Raw genomic sequence first — 21001 nt, 5'->3', positions numbered from 1 at the left:
GGGTGTTTTTGTGTTGGTTTTGAGTGTGTTAATGAATTTTTTAACGAAGTCTATTCTTCAGTTCAACAATAAATAACCAGTCTCAATTCAAAGCAAACTTAATTTTATTTTTTCACCCGCTCAATAATGAACATTATTACTACTGACAAAATCGCTACGACAATGGCTTTGACCCAGTCTATTTCATCTTTTGCAAATACATCGTAAATTATAAAGCCGGCTGCGAAACCTAGTACAAATTTTAGATTTTTAATGGTGAAAAAGTCTTTCATTTTATGGCTGTTTAGTTTTTCTTATCTAAAGCGAAATCTTAAAGATTTCATGAATTCATAGATTTAATAAAATCTGCTCGAAGTTTAGTATTGCTTTTCCAAAAAATTAGGGTTCTTACAAAAGGTATAAATAAAAACAAGCAAATATATATTGTAAATTCAATTTCGAATTTTGAAATAAACGAGAATACCAGAAAAACAACAAAACATGTACTTAGTATCATTGATAAAATGCCAAGAGGTTTATATTTATTGATATAATCTTTGTCTTTTTCATTTAACATATTTCCATCAATTGATATAAATATATAATTATAGCCAAATGGTGGTCGTTCTTCAAATATTTTTAAATATTCGTATTCAATATTCTTTGGCTTTTTATATTCAGGAGGTCTAGCCATTTCAGGAACGGGCATTGTAATATACTTACCATTAATTTTCGAAACAAATTGTTTTGTTCTAGCAGTATCTCCTTCATAGTCTATAGACCATATGCCTTCTTCTGAATGAATTTGATAGGTATCACTAATTCTACATTGTTTAATTACATTCCAAATATTTAATAGAAAGTGTGACATTACTATTGAAAGAACAAGAAACATACCTCCCATTATCCAACTATCCGAGAAAAAAAGAAATACTAAATATATAACCGCTAAGTCTAAGGCAGCAAATATGATGAACATTTCAATATACCCATATTTAGTGAGTGCTATGCAACGTTCAATAATAATTTGTTCAGTCTTATTTGGTTCTCGCCATTTGTCATTGATTTCCGTCAAAATGTTATTGTATTAATGATTTACTACAGCTTTGTTCTTACTGATATGATTAATTTTCTTAAATAAGATTAACGTCTTATTCATGAAGCGTAGTGTATTAGTATTCAATAATTTCTACTTTTTACTTAACCAAATGGCACATCTGGCAGACTCAATTAATTGGCATCAACTTTCGGACTAGCAGGTGATAACTATATTTTATACACCCTGTTACCATAGGTTTATGACTTCTCTAATTTCAAGATTAGCTCAATATTATGCTTTTCAATATCACTAAATTTGATTACATCTTTCTTTATAGGCTTGTACCACTCTTTTTTTGAGAAGTAGTTATTCATTTTTCCACCAGCTTTAAAAATGTATCCATTTCTAGCAAATATTTCGTTTCGCATTATTTTTAATTCGCTTATTGATAATTCAGATAGTTCTTTTGAGGTCAGTTTCACAAAACTAGCTTCAGGATATTTGCCTTCGGGCCTCTCTATATTAGTATCCGGATTAAATTGAATATCGTGATGTATGTTTTGTTCGAAACTTTCATAGTAATGAGATACTAGTCCTTTTTCATTATCAGAAGTTGATAATTCATATTCAGTTTTTTCTATTACAATTTTATATTTTGAATAGTCAACCGATTGTCTATCAGATTTTTCAACCCACGTATTGTTTTCCCAATCGGCATATTCTGTTCTTGCATACAATTTACCGTTACTAAATATTATTTCTAAATTAGCTTCTCCCTCAGACTCACCGAAATGATAACTACCTTCATAATCCCTCATTTTAGGGCTTATAATTTTCTTGATTTCTGATAGATTCATTTCATAATTTTGAACACTCATATAAGCAAATGTTATCGTATCTCTAGTCTGAGAAAAAGACAATGCACTAAAGAGTGAAAATATTATAACCAACGTAGTTTTAAATTGTAGCATTTTTTAGTGGATGGTAATGATTGTGATAAGCTTAGGGCTACCCTATTCGATTTAGTCTTTGATATATTTTCGTTTCTTTATTCTATAAATTCTCTTACATCATAATTCTGTATTTTGAATTTCCCATTTCTGTATTTTGATTTCCTTTTTTTTAATTTCCCGTCTTTTACCCTATTATATGAATATGAAAGGCTTTTCATCTTAAAATCAAATACTAATTTATTTGGCTCATATGATTTTAGTCGACTTTTAATTGTGCCAGAATCACTTTTAATAATAGGGTTTGAGTCATCTACATTTGTCCAAGAACAGACTGTCAATTTTCTTTCATTTTCAAAAGCTTCCTTTTTGATTGGATCACGGTTCTTGTTATTTAATTTATATACCGAAGCATAATAACAAGAAAAGGACATATCATCTTGTCTTTCTATTAATAGAAATTCATCGTTATTAAGATTATGTACTTCTGTAAAGTATTGATGCAACCTATTATCTTTAAGTATAATTTTAGGTGAATTATTATGTGTTTGTTGTGTTAAATAATTCAAATGAATAAAACCATTTGCAAAATGGTAAAGCGTCAGTTTTCTGTCTTCAGAGTAATAAATATCAAATCTAAAAACTGTTGAATCACATTTCTTTTTTAGATTACCAAATTTAGATAGGTCTATATTTTTATCTTGAATTGTAGTTTCTAATTTATTAGTAAAAATTTTCCATAAACTATCTTTTGCTTTTTCAATACTATCGTATTGGTTGGTCTTTTCAATACTTTCATATTTGTTTAAAATATCGACCAGTTCTATATCTCTAGCACCTTGCCCAAAAGATTTGAAGAAAGAAATGGTTAAAATAAAAATGATAGATAAGTGTTTCATTTATATTTCGTCTACGTATTTTTTGTTGTCATAATTTCTCTCCGGTGTAGGCGGTCTGCTAACTATAAACCTAGAACAGTTCAGTAGCAAACCAGCCTTTGCTTGCCACTATAAACATAGCAAAATCTTAAGGTTTAGTTTTATTTTTTCCTGTCCAAAGCTAAATCCATTCCCGATAGCTATCGAGATTAGCGACTTCATAAATATACACAGACCTTTCGGTTTTGCCCTAAGGCATGTATTACGTTTATATTTTATTGTAATTAATTTTTTGGTAGATTGAATTTCATTTCTGTTAACTCTGTATAAGACGGAGTTTTTGCGTCATAGAATCTCAATTCAGAACCTACTCTTACACCCAATAACCCGGTTGGCGTCATTATTATTTCATCCGTTCCTTTAGGTAGCTTAAATTTCATTTCAGGCAACTCTTTAAGCGTTTTATCTTTTGAGCTATATACTTTCAATTCAGATCCATTTCTTACAAATATTACAGTTCCACTCATTGCTATTTCATCTACTTCATTTGGTAAGTTAAATTTCATTTCAGGCAACTCCTTAAACTCATAGTTTATTTTCTTAAACTCGTAGTCTTCTTCTTTGTAGAATCTTAATTCAGAACCGTTTCTTACACATAGTAAGCCAATTCCATAAGGCATTGCTATTTCATCTACTCTATTTGGTAAGCTGAAGTTCTTTTCAGGTAACTCAATAAACCCGTAGCCGAAGTACTCCATGTCGTAGTTTATTTCTTGGTAGAATCTTAAATCAGAATTATTTCTTACGATTAATAAACTTCCAGCCATTATTATTTCATCAGTTCCATTCGGTACATTAAATTTCATTTCAGGCGCCTCGTAAAACGTGTTGTCTTTTTCATCATAGAATTTCAATTCAGAACCTTTTTTAACACCTATTCTCACTCCTAAGCGTTCTGTAATTGTAGATATTAATTCTGTATCATTAGTTTTTTGAGCCTGACAAGAATTAAATGATATCAGCAAAGTAATGAGTAATAGTTGTTTTGTTTTTTTCATTTTTTTAAATTGGCTATAATGTCTAGGCTAGGCGTAGTGCGGTAGTGAGGAAAATTTCGTTTTCGTCTACGCACGAAGCTAAAGCTTATTGTTTAGTTTTATTTTTACTTGTTCAAAGTTAAATCTATTCTCGATTTATAAATTCTAAAGTGCTTTTAAAATAACTATGTAAATCATCAAACTCTTCCTCTCCTGGATACCAATTTGCAAACTTCCAGTATTTCCATTTTTCATTTGTTGCATTCGGTGGAATTAGAAGAAAGTATTGTTCTTGATTTATTCCACCAACTAAAATACTTTTCTCAAGTTGTTTTCCGATATTTTCAATTCCGTCAATACTATAAGATTCAATTATAAAACTGTCAATATTTCTCAAAAAGTCAATTCTATTAATCGGCTCAAAGGTCGGTTCGATATCGTTTGGTGCTGAAAATCCGTTTGCTTGATTTTCATAATTCTTAATTTATTTTCTTCTTGTCTGAGTAATAGTTATTAACGCATTATAAAATCCATCAAAACTTATTGTTTTATTTTGAAATTCCTCTAACTTATTTCCCATCTCTTTTAAACTTAGAAGTTTTCCTAAAACAACACTAAAAGAAAAAATCAATTTTTCTTTATTTGATAAATTTGGAATATCATTAGGGTGAAATTTTAAACCGTTAATTAAGTTATTTATCTTTTGTGTTTCTAAATCTATAATATTAGAAGTATGGGCAAATTCATTTCTTATTTTCCTAATTGTATTTATCTCAAATTGTTCCTCACTATTAATTAAACCTATTGAAAAAGACATCATAATTTTACTTGAAAATGTTCCTAATGGTCCATTAAAATTGAACAATTCCCTCTTATGTTTTTGTCCTCCAATCAATTTTATTTCAAGAACTTCTTTCAAAACATCTTCAATATAAGCCGCTATAATTAAAATGAGACCCCTATCTGATTCATTTAAAATTTGAGATTTATAATCTTCAAACTCTTTAACCAACTCACTTTTATCAAAAGTACTGGTATCTGACTTTTTAACTCCATCCAATTGCATTGAATAAAATATTCTTTGCAACGTTTTGATATCCCACTCTCTATAATCGTTTTTCGAGTTCATATTTTTTAAATTGTTTCAAAAGAAAAGTAAATAAAAAATCGAGCTAAAAAAAATACCGAATCTATTCGGTTAAACAACTACTTAGCTTTAAACTCTATACGTTTTCTAGGCAGTTTTTATTCGCTCTATTTCACTTGCTTTAATTACTATTGTATTTATTTTTAGTCTTTCATAAGTTTTTTCCGCTTTGTATTTGCATCTATCGTCATTAGTTACGAAATAGTCGCAGTGAGCACCATAAAAAGTATGTAAAGAATCATCAAACATATTATTGTAATTCCCGTCAGACTTATATCCTTTAAGGTCATATTTGTAAAAGGTTTCTATTAGCTTTGAGTAATTATTGTTTTCGCTTGTTTTAGATTTTGGTCCATATAAATCTGAAATCTCGAAAATGTCTAAATGTTTAGGTAAATCTTTAAAGTTTTGTCTTACAGTTTTAAGCATTTCTTTATTGTTCTTTAGCTTGTTCATACTTCGCATTAAACTTGATTTAAATGACTTGTAAAGGCTAAAATCTGATTTTAGTCGGCTTTGGAAGTTAAAAATATCTTCCATTAACGCATACATATTATTTTCGGTTTTAGATTTCGGATACATTACACCAAACATTGGGTCTTGTTGATAGCTCAATTTCCATTCCTTTGGTAACGGGATTAATTTATATAATAACAAAGGATTTGGAATTCCTAAATCATCCTCGAAAAGTTCACCAAATGAATTTGGTTCAAATTCCCATTCAGTATTTTTTTCGTTAAAAAACTCGCGAATCTCTCGGAAATGCCAAACCGTATTTTTGTTTCCCCAATATTGACAAATACAAAGATTCTTTGTTAGACGTTCAATATTGTCCAAATGCCCGTCTATAAAATTTGGATTTTTCTGAAAGCCACGAAATAAATCATTCAGATGCGCATTAGAATATGGAACTACTATTTGTCCTGTTAAAACTAAATCTTCCCATTTCTTATATAAATTCCGTTCATTTTCTTCGAGAGTTTCTTTTTTCTCAATTCGGTCAAAAATGTTTAAATCAAAATAGATGTTCATTAGTATAGTTAAATTATAGAGCGTTTCTGTATAAGAATAGTTTTGAGTTTGTCTGCGAGGATTTTCCGAAAGAAAATCAGACGTTACAAACATGCAACGACCTTTAATCAGGTACTAAACCGCAATTATTTTTATACGGCTTAAGTTTGATTCTTATCAAATTCAATTATTCTTTTTATATAATCCATTAATTCATCTTTCTCTTCATTTGACATTTCATTTTCAGGGATTAAATAGAATTCAGTTATTTCTTCTTTAGTCAAATTACCTTTCTTATTCAGATATTTTACTTGCTTAATAAAGTTATCCGCATTTTTTTCAAATAGAATACCTCTTAATAATGCCTTTTCATCTTTGTTTATAACCCGATTTCTTTCTTTTTTATTTAAGTCAGATGTCAAATAAGTTGTATCGACAGAAACTTTGCTTTCAAAATTTGACTTTATTTTTCCACTACCGTTACAATAAGCACATTTACCTGGTCCCCATTTGAGTTCTTTATTTAAACGTTTTATGTCATTCCAATCCACTTCTCCTTTTCCGAGGCATCTTGGACAGTCAATTTTATTTTTGCTAAATAATTTTTCTATAAAGTTCATTTTTTTGATAAAAGCTAACTGTAGAATATAGTCACTACTATCTATATCCCTATTTTATATTTCTTTTTTTTAAAAGCATTTCTACTCCACCTCTTTCATCAATACTTCAATCGACTTTTCCAATTGCTCATCTATGCCTTTTGCAATTAGTTCCGGCTGATTTTTAATAATAATTTCGGGGTTGGTTTCGTTGTTTTCCATCCACTCGCCTGCTTTGTTTTTAGCACTTACGGGTACAACACCCCAAACGCCACCGTTTGGCAAACGCTCCCAACCGGCAAAGCTACAGGTACCTGGTACTGGCATACCTACAGTTTTCCCAATCTTTAAATCTACATAGCCGCTTGCGAAACAAGAGCCATCGCTGTACATAGATTCGTTGAACATTGCCAAGGTCGGCTTCGTCCATCGAAAGGTTGGTTCACCACCTACAACCCTAGCCTCTGTTTCATAGGTTAGAAATGGTATACCGGTAAAGAACATTGCCAAATCGGCTACCAAGTCTCCACCGCCATTAAAACGGGTATCTACTATGACCGCTTTTTTATCATTGAATTTACCGAGCATTTCTTCGTAAATTGTACGGTATGGTCCGTCGCTCATGCCTGGTATGTGCACATAGCCTAATGTACCGTTACTTTTTGCCAATACTTCTTTTTCATTATTTTTTACCCAACGGTCATATAGCAATCCGTTTTCTACACGTAAAGAAATAGGTTTAACGGTTATTTGTTTTCTCTTGCCTTTTTCATCGACAACATCTAACAATGTAAAGTTGCCTGCAATACGGTTTAAGTAGAAAGCGGCATCGGTAGATTCTGCTATAGTTACTCCGTTAATTTCCTCGATTATAGTGCCTGGTTGAATATCGAATCCTGCTTTATCCAGCGGTCCGCCTTTAATAACTTCCGTAATTTTTAATCCGGCACCTTGGTGCTCATAATCTATAAAAATACCTAACGAAGCGGTTTGGTCTCCATTTTCGATTTTGTCGGAATAACGGCCACCGGCGTGACTCACATTCAATTCGCCTAACATTTCTGAAACCATTTCAGAGAATTCAAAGCCATTACCGATGTGCGGTAAATACTTCTCGTATTCGGTACGCATAGCTTTCCAATCTATACCATGAAAACTAGAGGTATAGAAAATACCGTTGGTGCGCAACCAAATATGATCGAACATATATTTGCGTTCTGCATCGGCATCTAAAACCATCTCTGCCTTTATTTTTACAGGTTCTTTCTTACTAGTGGCGACATCTACTTTAGATATGCTGCCGTCGGATAATAAGAACAGATGCTCTTTCTTGGCATCCCATTGTAAACTTCCCGATTTCGCATCTAAAGCTATGAGCATTTTGGTGCTTTTGGTACGTATTTCGGTTTCCCAAAGGTTCAATCCTTTTTCAAACCTAGTTAGGTAATACAGTTTTTCGCCGTCTTTAGAAAGTACGGCATCCGATAGTTTAGAAGAGTGTATGGTTAAACGCGATTTTCTGCGTTCTACATCTTCTAAATCGAACTTTAAATTCTTAACTTTTTCTTCTTCCTTTTTATCGTCTTTCTTCTTTTTATCTTCAGATTTGGCTTCGTCCTTTTTTTCTTTGGCAGCGGCTTCGATCATTTTCAACAAATCGTATTCCTCTTTTGTATTATTGAACTTATCCCACGACTCTTGGTTCAAAAACATAGTATATACATCTGTTTCAAAAGAACCACTGGTCGCGTAACTTTTTAGTCCGTCACGATTCGAGAAATAGATAATCTGACTACCATCATTCACCCATTTAGGCGAAAAATCATAATACCCACTTTGGGTCAAGTTTTTACGCTGTTTTCCGTCTTTAGAAACCAAAAGCAACTCCGTATTATTCAACGACACACTCCAGTCTACCAACAGCCACTTACTATCGGGACTCCACTGATAATACTGATCGCCGTCTTGCATATGAATAACGTTATCGGGCGTCATTAATGTGGTGATCTCTTTCGTTTTTAAATTCTTCACCTTTAAGGTTCTTCTACCTTCAATATAGGCGACATAGGTACTATCTGGCGAGAATTCTGGTAAATAAATATCTTCTTTCGAGGTCACTAAAGTATCTTCTTTGAATACTGTTGCCGCAAAGAAATAAGGCTCTTCTTTTCGCACTTTAGATGATTTAAAAATGCTCCATTTACCATTGCGCTCACTTGAGTAGGCAACCGATTTACCATCGGGCATAAACTTTACAAAGCGTTCTTGTTCTGGGGTATTGGTAATCCGTTTTGTCAACGAACCATCTACCGATGTTACAAAGACTTCGCCCCTACTTATAAAAGCGATTTCTTTACCATTAGGTGCAACATCCATTTCTTGAACGCCACCGTTGACGGACACATATTCTATAGGGTTACTGTCTTCTTGTGTTCTTACAATGATTTCAACTTTTTTCGCTGTTCCCCCTTCTGACAGGGTATAAATTTCACCATCGTAACCAAATGCCAGTTTGTTATTACCAATACTTAATGAACGTACCGGATGCGTTTTAAAATCTGTCAATTTCTTAGATTGAGTACCACCTTCCACAGCCATTGAAAAGACATTAAAAGTACCTTCTTGCTCACTTAAATAATAAACAACAGTACCATCTTTAGAAAATACGGGATTGCGATCTTCACCCTTAAAACTGGTTAATTTTGTATGCTTACCTGTGGATGGATTATAAGACCAAATATCTCTTGTTACGGAAGATGTGTGATGCTTTCTAAACTCATCTTCGTATCCCTTTTTATCATGATACACCATCTTAGTTCCATCTGCATTTACTTGCACGTCTTCTGCTGGCACTGTCAATACTTGACCTACACGCCCACCAATTACAGGAACGCTATATAGTTCTGGTTGATCATCTGTTGGGTATTGGCGATGCTGGGCAATATCTAACCGATCTGCACCAAATAGTACTTCTGAATTATCGGCAGAAAAACTAAATGGTTTTTCGTCATTGCTATGGTAAGTTAATCGAGTTGCCTCACCTCCTTCGGCATCCATCACATAGACATCAAAATTGCCATATCTGTTCGATGCAAAGGCTATTTTCTCTCCGTCTTTACTCCATACTGCTTTATAATCATGTGCAGAATGATAGGTTAACTGCTTTGCCACACCACCATCTGCAGGTACCGTAAATAGGTTGCCTTTATAGGTAAATGCTATGTTATTACCGTCTGGAGAAATAGCCGGGTAACGCACCCATTGCGGATTAGTTTGTGCCGTACAGACATATGTTAAGCATACCGCGATTGCAGTTAAAAAAGAGTATTTCATACGTTTACTTTGTTGGTAGTTAGTCCGTTCGAAAGATAGCAAATTGGTTCGTTTACTACAATCAATCTATGATCAATGGTGTTGAATTCTACATACTTTGCTAAAACTCACCAAATCTGATTAATTTTACTCGATAATCAAAATTTTAATGCTGCGACACTTGGCTACCATTCAAGCAGGCTTGGGTCGTCATATAAATTATATGTTCAATTCAATGCCTCGTGGGCTTTTTTCGAGGTTATTTACTAAGCATACAACACAATTATATTGAAAGAAGAACAAGATTACTGGACACAACGCTATCAAGAACAACAGACAGGTTGGGATATTGGCTACCCCTCTACGCCCATTAAAGAATATGTTGATAAATTAACCGATAAGACCATTCAGATTTTAATACCAGGAGCTGGAAATGCCTACGAAGCGGAATACCTTTGGAAAGCTGGATTTAAAAATGTTCATATTCTCGATATCTCTGAAATTCCGCTGAAAGAATTCAAAAAACGAAATCCTAATTTCCCGGATGAAAATATGCATCAAGCAGATTTCTTTGAGTTCAAAGGGCAGTTCGACCTTATACTAGAACAGACCTTTTTCTGTTCTTTTACACCTACTGACGAACATAGAAATACCTACGCCAAACACATGTCTGAACTGCTAAAACCAACTGGAAAATTAGCGGGACTCTGGTTTGATATTCCCCTGACTGGCAACATGGAAAAGCGCCCCTTCGGTGGAAACAAAGATCTGTACACCAAATATTTATCACCCTATTTTAAAACGATCACTTTCGATCCCTGTTATAACTCCATCGCACCACGACAAGGCAATGAGTTGTTTGGGATTTTTGAGGTTCGTTGATGGTTGTTGGTTGTTGGTTGTTGGTTGTTGGTTGTTGGTTGTTGGTTGTTGGTTGTTGGTCGTCACTTCGCTTTCGCTCAGTGACTTTTGCACAATGTCATCCTGAGCGCAGTCGAAGGGACTGGAACACGAACACTTCGGCTACGCTCAGTGACCTAGAAAATGTTGTAACTAATAATCATAGAAACACAAATTCAACAGATTGCCACGTCGCGAAAAGCTCCTCGCAATGACGAATAAAAAACTGCCAACTGTTACTGTAAACTGAACACTCACAAGCCGTATTATCATTTGTCAGTTCGAGTGAATTTCGAGGAACGAGAAATTTGTATCGAAAACCTTTACGTGTACCAATAGTTCTCGATACAACTTTTTAGCTTCCGCTATGCTACAACCAAAAAGCCACTCGAAGTGACATCTTCATAAACTAAGTGTCATCCTGAGCACAGTCGAAGGGATTGGAACACGAAAAGGATCTCTAACTCGTATGAGACTTCGACTGCGCTCAGACTGACATAGGTACTAATAACAAACTTCGTTACTCTCATTCAACAGATTGCCACGTCGCGAAAAGCTCCTCGCAAAGACGATTCTAACGTCATGGCGAGCAAAGCGCGGCTATCTGTTTGTTTGGAACACGTACACTTCGGCTACGCTCAGAGACCTAATTATCATTTGTCAGTTCGAGTGAATTTCGAGGAACGAGAAATTTGCTTGCCCGCCGAGAAGGAGGGTATCGAGAACCTTTACGTGTACCAAAAGGTTCTCTAACTCAAATGGGTCTTCAACTGCGCTCAGACTGACATAGGTACTAATAACAAACTTTGTTACTTTAATTTAACAGATTGCCACGTCGCGAAAAGCTCCTCGCAAAGACGTTACTGACGTCATAGCGAGCGAAGCGCGGCTATCTGTTTGTTTGGAACATGCGAACATTCTGCAAACTGCTACTGTACACTGAACACTGTTACTGCCAACTGATACTGAAAACTGTTAAAGGATTACGGATTCTTCAAAACCACACACTGTTAACATCCTTTTAAGAATACTTCCCTTTCTTTTCCGCTATTTTTAGAAACATAACTAACAAACCACTCAAATGACTAGAAGATTACTCTCCTTGCTGGTGCTTTTTGCATCTTTTTTCGTTTCAGCTCAAGAATTTAAAATGGACATGGTACAAGACATGAAACCCCGTAACATCGGTCCTGGTGGTATGAGTGGTCGTGTAACCGCTATTGATGTTGTTACCGAAAATCCTGATATTATGTATGTCGGTACGGCTTCTGGCGGATTATGGAAATCTACTTCCGGAGGTATAAAATGGGATCCTATTTTCGATAAAGAAGTTACTGCTTCTATCGGTGCCGTTGCTATTCAACAAAGTAACCCGTCTGTAATTTGGGCTGGTACTGGTGAAGGTAATCCTAGAAACAGCTTAAATGGTGGTTACGGAGTGTACAAATCTCTGGATGGCGGTAAGACCTGGAAATCTATGGGTCTTGAAAAAACGAGACATATTCATAGAATTAAAATTGACCCAATGAATCCGAATACGGTATATGTCGGTGCAATCGGTTCTCCTTGGGGCGAACATCCTGAACGCGGAGTCTTCAAAACTACCGATGGCGGTGAGACTTGGGAGAAGGTTCTTTTTGTAAATAACAAAACGGGAGTTGCTGATCTTATTATGGATCCTACCAACCCGAACAAGCTAATCGCTGCAATGTGGGAACACAAGCGCGACCCTTGGTTCTTTAATTCTGGTGGTTCTGGTAGTGGATTATACATTACCCACGATGGTGGTAAGAATTGGAAGAAATTAAGCGAAGAAGATGGTTTACCTGCTGGCGATTTGGGTAGAATTGGTGTTGCCATTGCCCCTGGCAAGCCTGATGTTATTTATGCCTTGGTAGAAGCTAAAAAGAATGCGCTATACAAATCTGAAGATGGCGGATTTAAATGGAAGAAAATTAATGATAAAAGCGATATCGGCAATAGACCTTTTTACTATTCTGAGATATATGTAGATCCTGAAAATGAAAATAGAGTTTTCTCTGTATTTACCTATGTAAATGTTTCTCAAGATGGTGGTAAGAACTTCTCTCAATTAATGCCTGCATATCGTGCTGATAACGGCGTACACCCTGATCACCATGCATTCTGGATTCACCCTGAAAACGGACAATTTATGATGGACGGTAATGATGGCGGATTGAACATTTCTAAAGATGGTGGAAAGACATGGCGTTTTGTAGGTAACCTACCTGTTGCGCAATTCTACCATATTGCAACCGATAACGACTATCCTTATAATGTATACGGTGGTATGCAAGATAATGGTAGCTGGAGAGGTCCCGCTTATGTTTGGAAAGCTCAGGGAATTCGTAACAGCTACTGGCAAGAAATTAGTTTTGGTGACGGCTTCGATGTCGTACCTGATCCTGTAAATTCTCGTTATGGTTATACGATGAGCCAACAAGGCTACGTGCAACGTTTTGACCATGAAACTGGTGATAATTATATCGTTCGCCCTACTCCGCCAGATGCTACGACCAAGCTTCGTTTTAACTGGAATTCGGCAATTAGCCAAGATCCTTTTGATAACAGTACTATCTATTTCGGGAGTCAGTTTGTACATAAAAGCACTGATAAGGGATTGACTTGGAAGGTTATTTCTCCGGATTTAACTACTAACGATCCTGAAAAACAAAAACAAAGCGAAAGTGGCGGATTATCTATGGATGCAACCGGAGCTGAAAACCATACTACCATATTAGTTATTGAACCTTCTACCGTTGAGAAAGATATGCTTTGGTCTGGTTCTGATGATGGGCAAGTACATTACACTCAAAACGGTGGTGGTACCTGGACAGACGTTACTGCGAATATTAAAGGCTTACCAAAAGGAAGCTGGATTCCGCAAATAAAAGCTTCTACCCGTAATAAAGGAGAAGCATTGTTAATTGCGAATGATTACAGAAGATTCAATTACACACCTTATGCATACCGCACTAAAGATTACGGTAAAAGCTGGACAAGAATTGTTGATGCTACAGATGTAGAAAGTTATGCACTTTCAATTATTGAAGATCCTGAGAACCCTAATTTGGTATTTTTAGGTACTGATGACGGTCTATATGTTTCTTTCAATGCTGGTGAAAAATGGCAAAAATGGACAGAAGGCTTCCCAACGGTTTCTACGAAAGATTTAGCGATTCACCCAAGAGAACACGATTTGGTAATCGGTACTTTTGGTAGAGCTGCATGGGTATTAGATGATATTCGTCCGCTACGTGCAGTGGCAGCTGATGCATCCATCCTAAATAAAGACATTGAATTATTTACGCCTCCAACGGCATATCAAGCTTCTTACCAGCAACCAACAGGTAGCAGATTTGGTGGTGACGGATTGTATCAAGGTGAGAACAAAAAGTCTGGCGCTATGATTACCTACTATTTAAAAGAAGGTAAGAAAGCAACTAAAAAGCCAGCAAAATCAATGGATAAAAAGGATGAAGAATCTGAAGAGTCATCCGAAGAAAAAACAGAGAAAATAGAATTAACAGGAGTGCAAAAGAAAGATTCGGTTCAGTTCGATTTTTATGACGGAGATCGTTTAATTCGAACCTTAAAGTACAAGACTCCAGAAAAAGCAGGATTCCACAGAATATTCTGGGGAATGGATGAAAAAGGTGCAGATAGACCTTCTAGAAAAGTAATTACCAAAAAGAAAGAATCTGGCGGATTAGATGTAAAACCTGGCACCTACACCATTAAAATGTTGTTTGGTGATTTAGCCGAAGAAACTAAAATTACCGTAAAATCTGATCCTCGTTTAGAGGTTTCTATGGCTGGTATTAATGAAGCATATACGAACGGAAAGGTTTTAGAATCGTACATGCAAAAAGCTGCAGATGCCGTTCAGCAATTGGCGCAAAGTAAAGCGACTGCCGAACTGTTTCAAAAAGACCTGAAAAAGGAAGATGATAAAAAGTATAAAGAGCAAATTGATGCTTCAAAAGATATCATCAAACAAATAGATTCTGTAACCGCTATCTATTTAGGCAAAGTTGACAAACGACAAGGTATTACACGTAGTAAAGAGATGACCGTAATGCAACGTTTACAACTTGCGCGTGGTTATGTGGGATCTCGTAAAGCTGGTATGACGGCTACTGAAACTCAATTAATGCAATTTGCAAAAGAGGATCTAGAAGCGGCTTTAGAGAAAACGAATTCATTTTTCTCTACAGACTGGAAAACATATAAAGCTACTATGGAGAGTTTACAACTTTCTCCTTTTAAAGAAGTAGACACCTTTAGTTTGAAATAATTCTCATGATATTAGGCATACTCACTTAAAACCATCAATTATGAAAAAACTGTTCGCTTGTTTTGCCATAGCTCTCATTTGGAGTTGTACAGAAAAAAAAGAAGTCCAAAATGAGGTTCAAGAAGAAGTTGAAATCACTAAAATTCCGGATCAGTATACCATTAAACAAATGATGGATAATGAAGCTATTTCTGGTGGTAGTTTTTATCGTGATAATTCTAAATTATTGGTTTCAAGTAATAGATCTGGTATCTATAATATGTATACCGTGCCTGCCAATGGTGGTGATTTAACGCCGATAACGCAGTCTGACAGCGCATCTATTTTTGCGATTTCTTATTTTCCGAGAGATGAGCGAATGCTTTTTAGTATGGATGGTAATGGTGATGAAATTTACCATATCTACATTCGTAATTTAAATGGCAGCCATACAGACCTTACGCCTGACAAAGGTGCGAGAGCTAGCTTTAAAGGTTGGGCGGAAGATGATCAAAGTTTCTTTTTTACATCGAATAAGCGAGATGCTAAATACATGGATCTGTATCAAATGGATTTTCTCAACTATTCGCCAAAACTAGTTTTTAAGAATGAAGAAGGGTATGATATAGGCAATCTTAGTAAGGATCAAAAATATCTTACGCTGGCGAAGTCTTTGAACACCAACGATTCAGACTTGTATCTTTTTGATCTTTCAACGAAAAAGAAAATCAAGATCAATAAAACGCAAAGTGCGAATAGTAGTCAAGATTTTTCTCCTTCAGGTGATGAACTCTATTACACTACCGATGAAGGCAGCGAGTTTTCATACCTCATGAAATATAACATCGCCACCGGAAACACGGAGAAAGTAATCGAACGTGATTGGGATATTCTGGGCAGCTACTTTACAGATAATGGCACCTATTTAGTAACCTATATCAATGAAGATGCAAAAAATACCATTGAAGTGATGAATGTCGCTACTATGGAAAATATTGATTTACCAGCGTTTGATGCTATGGAAATCACTAATGTAGACTTCTCTAAAGACGAAAAATGGATGCGTTTTTACGCAGGCGGCTCACATACTCCGAGCAATCTATTTCTCTATAATCTAGAAACGAAATCGCAAAAACAATTAACAGATGTTTTGAATCCTGAAATTAAAGCAGACGATCTTGTTGCTGCTGAAGTAGTACGCTACAAATCTTTTGACGGAGTAGAAATACCTGCTATTTATTATAAGCCACAACAAGCAACTGCCAATGCAAAAGTACCCGCACTAGTTTGGGTTCATGGCGGACCAGGCGGACAAAGTCGTCAAAACTTTAGTTCGTTTATTCAGTATTTGACCAACCATGGGTATGCTGTACTTGCTGTAAACAACAGAGGTAGCAGCGGTTACGGGAAAACGTTTTTTCAAATGGATGACTTAAACCATGGCGATAAAGATTTGAAAGACTGTGTAGAAGGTAAAAACTGGCTTGCAGCACAACCCGAAATCGATGCAGATAAAATCGGAATTATTGGTGGTTCTTATGGTGGTTATATGACCATGGCTGCATTAACCTATACTCCCGAAGAATTTGCTGTTGGAGTGAATCTTTTTGGTGTTACCAATTGGTTGCGAACTTTAAAAAGTATACCACCTTGGTGGGAATCTTTTAGAGAATCTCTTTACCTAGAATTGGGCGATCCATATAGTGCAGATTCGGTACGTTTAAAAGAAATTTCTCCTCTTTTTCATACCGATAAGGTGACCAAACCTTTAATTGTTTTACAGGGTTCTCAAGATCCTCGTGTATTGCAAGTAGAGTCTGATGAGATTGTTGCGGGTGTAAAAAAGAACGGAGTACCAGTAGAATATGTACTCTTTGAAGATGAAGGTCACGGATTTGTTAAAAAAGAAAATCAGATTGAAGCCTATAGTAGGGTTTTAGATTTTTTAGATTTGTACTTAAAAAAAGATACAGGAACACCAATTGAAAATGGCGATAAATAAAGGCGCAATCATAAATTTTAGTTTCATATTATAATAAAGAATGAAGAAAGTTATTACGTTATTAGTATTATTGGCTACTATTAATCAAGCAAATGCACAAAGTGGTAGTACAGGAGAAGATGATTTTGGTAGTTGGTTCATGTATTTCGGTACCAATAAAATTGCCGATAAATGGAGCATACATACCGAAGCGCAATTTAGATATTATGAAATGGCATCTAACTTCAATCAGCTATTACTTCGTACAGGTATAAATTATCATATTAACCCTGATGCTATTGCGACCTTAGGCTATGGATTTATTGAAACCGACCCAACGTTCAGTGAATTTGACGTTATTGGGGGTGATGCTCTTATCAAAAATAACTCCATTTCTGAACACCGCATATTTGAGCAATTCATTCTTAAAAATAAAGTATGGGAATTTAATTTCGAGCATCGCTATCGTTTAGAACAACGCTTTGTTCAAAATAATGCTACAGGTATTAGCAATACATTACATAGGGCTCGCTATAGAATTCAAATGACCTTGCCCCTAACCGATATCTTTTTCTTGAATTTCTATGATGAAATTTTCATCAATCTACAAAATGATGCCTTTGGTCAAAACCGTGCTTATGCAGCCCTAGGCGTTAATGTTACCGAAGATTTGAGCATGCAAGTTGGGTATTTAAAAAATCACTTTAGCGAGACTAATTACGATCGACTTCAAATTGGTGTATTTTATAATACTGATTTACGTGGCATTTTTAAAAAGAAGGAGTAAATTTATACTATAAATAAAATACATTATCATGAAAAAAATAGCATTTACATTCGCTAGTGCACTTTTAATCGTTTTCGCAAGTTGCAAAGACGCTAAAAAAGGTGAGGAATCTAAAAGCGTTGAAGCGACAAGCGTAGCAACTGAAATGTTCAGCTTGGTTCAAGATTCAACAAAAGTGAGCTTTACTGCCTATAAGACAACTGAAAAGTTACCTGTTGGCGGAATGTTCAAAAAGATAAACTTTACGAAGACCAATAGTGGTGCCACTGCTATGGAAGCTTTAAACGGTACTGAATTCAGTATTCCTGTTAGTAGTTTGTTTACCAATGACCCTACTGGTACTAGAGATCCAAAACTTTTAGAGTTTTTCTTTGGCGTTATGAAGGATACCGAATTAATTTCTGGTGTATTTAAAGTTGATGGAGATAAGAGCTCTATCGATGTTAGTTTAAACGGCGAAACACAAAACATTCCGCTTGCATACGAAATGAACGGTGATGATAGAATTACGTTTACAGGTATTATGGATCTAGCAAACTGGAATGCTATGGATGCCGTTGCTTCTATCAACAAGGCATGTGAAGTTTTACATACTGGTAAAGATGGTGTTAGTAAAACATGGAGCGAAGTAGCTGTTAAGGCAGAAGTTCTATTGACAAAATAAAAAGATTAATTTTTACTTTATAAAAAGAGGAGCCCACGAGCTCCTCTTTTTTTTGCCCTTAAAGACAAAAAGGATTGCTCATATCATGTAAACATTTGATAGTGATCGGTTTAAATTATAAATTAACCATTCACAATAAAAACTATCAAAAATGAAAATATTTAAAATTCAATTAGCACTAGTAGCTCTACTAGCAATATTTAGTTGTAAAGAAGTAAAAAAGGAAGCATCTGAAGCCAAAGAAGAGGTTGAAAATTTAATGGACGATGCTAAAAATGAAATGGATGAAGATGAAACTACCATTAAATTCATGCTGGATCCTAAAAGTGATAGTAATGTAAAAGGTGAGGTAACCTTTACACAAGATGATGACGAGGTAGAAATGATAGCTATGTTATCTGGTTTATCTGAAGGCGAACATGCCATTCATATTCACCAAACGGCAGATTGTACTGCAGCCGATGGTTCTTCAGCTGGCGGACACTGGAACCCTACCAATGAGCCACATGGTAAATGGGGTGCTAGTGAAGGGTACCACAAAGGTGATATTGGTAACTTTACTGCAGATGCAGATGGTAACGCAAAAATTGAATTTGAAACAGATGAATGGTGTATTGGCTGTGATGATGAAAACAAAAACATATTAGGTAAAGGTGTAATCGTACACCAAGGGGTAGATGACTACACTTCTCAGCCTAGTGGTGATGCAGGTGCTCGTGTTAGCTGTGCCGGTATTATTGAATAGCGTTAATAATTAATATGATAAAAGCTGTTCTTGGAACAGCTTTTTCTATTTTTAACAGATTTTAAAATTCACATATGCAACTAGACCTTTTGGTTGATCAGTTCAAAAAGAAAGATCCCTCTGCTTTTGAAAAGCTATACGGTATGTATAGCGATAATATTTGCGGCGTTATTAACACCATTGTTAAGAACGACGCCCTTGCCCAAGAAATTTGTCAAGACGTTTTTATAAAAATTTGGAACAACTGCGAGAGTTATAACTCCTCAAAAGGAAGATTCTTTACATGGATTTTGAATATAGCTAGAAATGCCGCTATCGATGAAATACGTAGTAGGTCGTATAAGAATGATAAAAAGAACCTTTCGGCAGATTACTTCGTAGGTATTTTGCAGAACAAGGAAGAAGAAGAAAGTTCTACTGTAGATACTAAGGGTTTACGAAACCTAGTGAAGAATTTAAAGGAAAAATGTGTTCAGATCATTGAACTGTTATACTTTAGAGGATACACTCAAAAAGATGCTGCTGAAGAATTGGATATTCCGATAGGTACTGTAAAGACAAGAAATAGAAGTTGCATTTCCCAATTGAGGGATAATATGGTGGTAAGATAGTATGGATGTAGAAAAATACATAGCATCGGGAATTCTAGAGCTTTATATAGCTGGCATACTTTCAGAAAAAGAGAATCTGGAGATTGCTAACTATGCTAAAGAGTATCCAGAAATTCAGAAAGAGATAGAAGCTATTGAGGCTTCAATTTTAGCGTTGTCCAAAAAAGCATCGCCAGGAGTCAACTATTCATTTACATCTTTAATGGATAAAATAAATGGAGACGTTAAAGTTGTTTCTATAAACGAAAAACGTAGTACACCAATTTTATCATATGTTGGCTGGGCGGCATCGCTTTTACTGGCAGTTGGTTTATTTTGGATGTATCAACAGAATGAAGATTTAAAATCGAATATTCAAGTTGTTGAAAAACAAAATGTAGATCTTGAGCAGCAAATAGCTGATACCGATTCTTCTTTAGAACAGACACAAGATTTACTGAATACGCTTCGTGATAAAAACATTAGCGTAATATCATTAGGTGGTCAAGCAGTATCGCCAACGTCATATGCCAAAGCATATTGGAACAAAGAAAATCAGAAAGTATTTATAGACGCTAAGGGTTTACCCGAACCACCAGATGGTTTTGTGTACCAAGTTTGGTCTCTTAAACTTTCGCCGCTTACCCCTACCAGTATGGGTCTGCTAGAAGATTTTGTCATGGATAAAAATAAAGTCTTTGCACTGAACAACCCTAACGAATCTGAAGCATTTGGTATTACACTTGAACCTGCAGGTGGTAGTGAATCACCAAACTTAGAGCAATTATATACGCTTGGTGTAGTAGCGACTTCATAACAAATTAAAATTTAAAGTATAATGGGCAGTTTTTATTAACTGCCCATTTTTTTTATTATTTTGCCGCCATGGATTTAAAGAAACTTTTTGGAACCGTTTTAACCTTGTTGGGTATTGGCGGACTTGTTTATACTGCTATTTTATTTGGAAATAGTACGGGTACTACCAAACAACTTATTGTATTCGGTGTACTTGGTGCTATATTTTTCTTCTCAGGAATTGGATTAATTAGAAATACCGGTAAAAGTTAAAACTAGCATTGTTCTAG

19 protein-coding genes are annotated in these 21001 nt (G+C 35.3%); 9 read left to right on the top strand and 10 right to left on the bottom strand.

The genetic code is table 11. The features are described 5' to 3' along the window. Positions 1-104: 104 nt before the first annotated feature. The 10 genes from QSV08_RS03315 to QSV08_RS03270 all read right to left on the bottom strand — a co-directional run bounded on the left by QSV08_RS03315 (position 105) and on the right by QSV08_RS03270 (position 9973). Positions 105-272 carry a hypothetical protein gene (locus QSV08_RS03315; protein ID WP_324026562.1) on the bottom strand — a complete coding sequence of 56 codons (168 nt, stop codon included), beginning with the start codon at positions 270-272 and terminating at the stop codon, positions 105-107. Positions 273-319: 47 nt separating this feature from the next. Then, the gene (locus QSV08_RS03310) at positions 320-1054 is read right to left on the bottom strand and encodes a hypothetical protein (protein WP_324026560.1); all 735 of its coding nucleotides are present in this window, start codon (positions 1052-1054) and stop codon (positions 320-322) included. Positions 1055-1275: 221 nt separating this feature from the next. After that, entirely contained in the window at positions 1276-1989 is a 714-nt protein-coding gene (locus QSV08_RS03305) for a YARHG domain-containing protein (protein WP_324026558.1), read from the bottom strand. Between the two features lie 77 nt (positions 1990-2066). Continuing rightward, complete coding sequence (locus tag QSV08_RS03300; protein ID WP_324026556.1) at positions 2067-2867, bottom strand: hypothetical protein; 801 nt, start codon at positions 2865-2867, stop codon at positions 2067-2069. Between the two features lie 263 nt (positions 2868-3130). Then, the gene (locus tag QSV08_RS03295; protein WP_324026554.1) at positions 3131-3904 is read right to left on the bottom strand and encodes a hypothetical protein; all 774 of its coding nucleotides are present in this window, start codon (positions 3902-3904) and stop codon (positions 3131-3133) included. 124 nt (positions 3905-4028) lie between these two features. Then, positions 4029-4280, bottom strand: a complete 252-nt coding sequence (locus QSV08_RS03290; protein WP_324026553.1) for a hypothetical protein — start codon at positions 4278-4280, stop codon at positions 4029-4031. 87 nt (positions 4281-4367) lie between these two features. Then, positions 4368-5012, bottom strand: a complete 645-nt coding sequence (locus QSV08_RS03285) for a hypothetical protein (protein WP_324026552.1) — start codon at positions 5010-5012, stop codon at positions 4368-4370. A gap of 105 nt (positions 5013-5117) precedes the next feature. Continuing rightward, positions 5118-6062: a hypothetical protein gene (locus tag QSV08_RS03280; RefSeq protein ID WP_324026550.1), complete on the bottom strand. Its 945-nt coding sequence runs from the start codon at positions 6060-6062 to the stop codon at positions 5118-5120. A 140-nt stretch (positions 6063-6202) separates the two neighbouring features. Then, entirely contained in the window at positions 6203-6661 is a 459-nt protein-coding gene (locus tag QSV08_RS03275; protein ID WP_324026548.1) for a hypothetical protein, read from the bottom strand. An 81-nt stretch (positions 6662-6742) separates the two neighbouring features. Beyond that, complete coding sequence (locus tag QSV08_RS03270) at positions 6743-9973, bottom strand: S41 family peptidase (protein ID WP_324026546.1); 3231 nt, start codon at positions 9971-9973, stop codon at positions 6743-6745. 267 nt (positions 9974-10240) lie between these two features. Here QSV08_RS03270 and QSV08_RS03265 point away from each other — a divergent pair, with 267 nt between their 5' ends. From QSV08_RS03265 to QSV08_RS03225, 9 genes are all read left to right on the top strand, one after another. Further along, entirely contained in the window at positions 10241-10834 is a 594-nt protein-coding gene (locus QSV08_RS03265; RefSeq protein WP_324026544.1) for a methyltransferase domain-containing protein, read from the top strand. 1099 nt (positions 10835-11933) lie between these two features. Further along, positions 11934-15170: a VPS10 domain-containing protein gene (locus QSV08_RS03260; RefSeq protein WP_324026542.1), complete on the top strand. Its 3237-nt coding sequence runs from the start codon at positions 11934-11936 to the stop codon at positions 15168-15170. A 40-nt stretch (positions 15171-15210) separates the two neighbouring features. Then, positions 15211-17151, top strand: coding sequence for an alpha/beta fold hydrolase (locus QSV08_RS03255; protein WP_324026540.1), 1941 nt, complete (start codon positions 15211-15213; stop codon positions 17149-17151). Between the two features lie 40 nt (positions 17152-17191). Continuing rightward, positions 17192-17917: a DUF2490 domain-containing protein gene (locus QSV08_RS03250; RefSeq protein ID WP_324026538.1), complete on the top strand. Its 726-nt coding sequence runs from the start codon at positions 17192-17194 to the stop codon at positions 17915-17917. Positions 17918-17945: 28 nt separating this feature from the next. Beyond that, the gene (locus tag QSV08_RS03245) at positions 17946-18581 is read left to right on the top strand and encodes a hypothetical protein (RefSeq protein WP_324026536.1); all 636 of its coding nucleotides are present in this window, start codon (positions 17946-17948) and stop codon (positions 18579-18581) included. Positions 18582-18732: 151 nt separating this feature from the next. Continuing rightward, positions 18733-19326: a superoxide dismutase family protein gene (locus QSV08_RS03240; protein WP_324026534.1), complete on the top strand. Its 594-nt coding sequence runs from the start codon at positions 18733-18735 to the stop codon at positions 19324-19326. A 74-nt stretch (positions 19327-19400) separates the two neighbouring features. Beyond that, positions 19401-19937 carry an RNA polymerase sigma factor gene (locus QSV08_RS03235; protein WP_324026532.1) on the top strand — a complete coding sequence of 179 codons (537 nt, stop codon included), beginning with the start codon at positions 19401-19403 and terminating at the stop codon, positions 19935-19937. Between the two features lies 1 nt (position 19938). Then, positions 19939-20733: an anti-sigma factor gene (locus tag QSV08_RS03230; RefSeq protein ID WP_324026530.1), complete on the top strand. Its 795-nt coding sequence runs from the start codon at positions 19939-19941 to the stop codon at positions 20731-20733. Between the two features lie 68 nt (positions 20734-20801). After that, positions 20802-20984 carry a hypothetical protein gene (locus QSV08_RS03225; RefSeq protein ID WP_276492539.1) on the top strand — a complete coding sequence of 61 codons (183 nt, stop codon included), beginning with the start codon at positions 20802-20804 and terminating at the stop codon, positions 20982-20984. Positions 20985-21001: the final 17 nt, after the last annotated feature.

This window comes from Maribacter sp. BPC-D8, assembly GCF_035207705.1.
Lineage (GTDB): Bacteria > Bacteroidota > Bacteroidia > Flavobacteriales > Flavobacteriaceae > Maribacter.
Note: the sequence above shows the minus strand (reverse complement) of the source record. Positions and strands in the feature narration are given on the sequence as shown.

Bases quoted from the DNA above. Each gene is read 5' to 3' on its own strand.
- QSV08_RS03225 (WP_276492539.1), top strand. From the start codon at position 20,802: ATGGATTTAAAGAAACTTTTTGGAACCGTTTTAACCTTGTTGGGTATT.
- QSV08_RS03275 (WP_324026548.1), bottom strand. From the start codon at position 6,661: ATGAACTTTATAGAAAAATTATTTAGCAAAAATAAAATTGACTGTCCA.
- QSV08_RS03240 (WP_324026534.1), top strand. From the start codon at position 18,733: ATGAAAATATTTAAAATTCAATTAGCACTAGTAGCTCTACTAGCAATA.
- QSV08_RS03260 (WP_324026542.1), top strand. From the start codon at position 11,934: ATGACTAGAAGATTACTCTCCTTGCTGGTGCTTTTTGCATCTTTTTTC.
- QSV08_RS03230 (WP_324026530.1), top strand. From the start codon at position 19,939: ATGGATGTAGAAAAATACATAGCATCGGGAATTCTAGAGCTTTATATA.
- QSV08_RS03250 (WP_324026538.1), top strand. From the start codon at position 17,192: ATGAAGAAAGTTATTACGTTATTAGTATTATTGGCTACTATTAATCAA.
- QSV08_RS03270 (WP_324026546.1), bottom strand. From the start codon at position 9,973: ATGAAATACTCTTTTTTAACTGCAATCGCGGTATGCTTAACATATGTC.
- QSV08_RS03255 (WP_324026540.1), top strand. From the start codon at position 15,211: ATGAAAAAACTGTTCGCTTGTTTTGCCATAGCTCTCATTTGGAGTTGT.
- QSV08_RS03235 (WP_324026532.1), top strand. From the start codon at position 19,401: ATGCAACTAGACCTTTTGGTTGATCAGTTCAAAAAGAAAGATCCCTCT.
- QSV08_RS03245 (WP_324026536.1), top strand. From the start codon at position 17,946: ATGAAAAAAATAGCATTTACATTCGCTAGTGCACTTTTAATCGTTTTC.
- QSV08_RS03280 (WP_324026550.1), bottom strand. From the start codon at position 6,062: ATGAACATCTATTTTGATTTAAACATTTTTGACCGAATTGAGAAAAAA.
- QSV08_RS03305 (WP_324026558.1), bottom strand. From the start codon at position 1,989: ATGCTACAATTTAAAACTACGTTGGTTATAATATTTTCACTCTTTAGT.
- QSV08_RS03315 (WP_324026562.1), bottom strand. From the start codon at position 272: ATGAAAGACTTTTTCACCATTAAAAATCTAAAATTTGTACTAGGTTTC.
- QSV08_RS03295 (WP_324026554.1), bottom strand. From the start codon at position 3,904: ATGAAAAAAACAAAACAACTATTACTCATTACTTTGCTGATATCATTT.
- QSV08_RS03300 (WP_324026556.1), bottom strand. From the start codon at position 2,867: ATGAAACACTTATCTATCATTTTTATTTTAACCATTTCTTTCTTCAAA.
- QSV08_RS03285 (WP_324026552.1), bottom strand. From the start codon at position 5,012: ATGAACTCGAAAAACGATTATAGAGAGTGGGATATCAAAACGTTGCAA.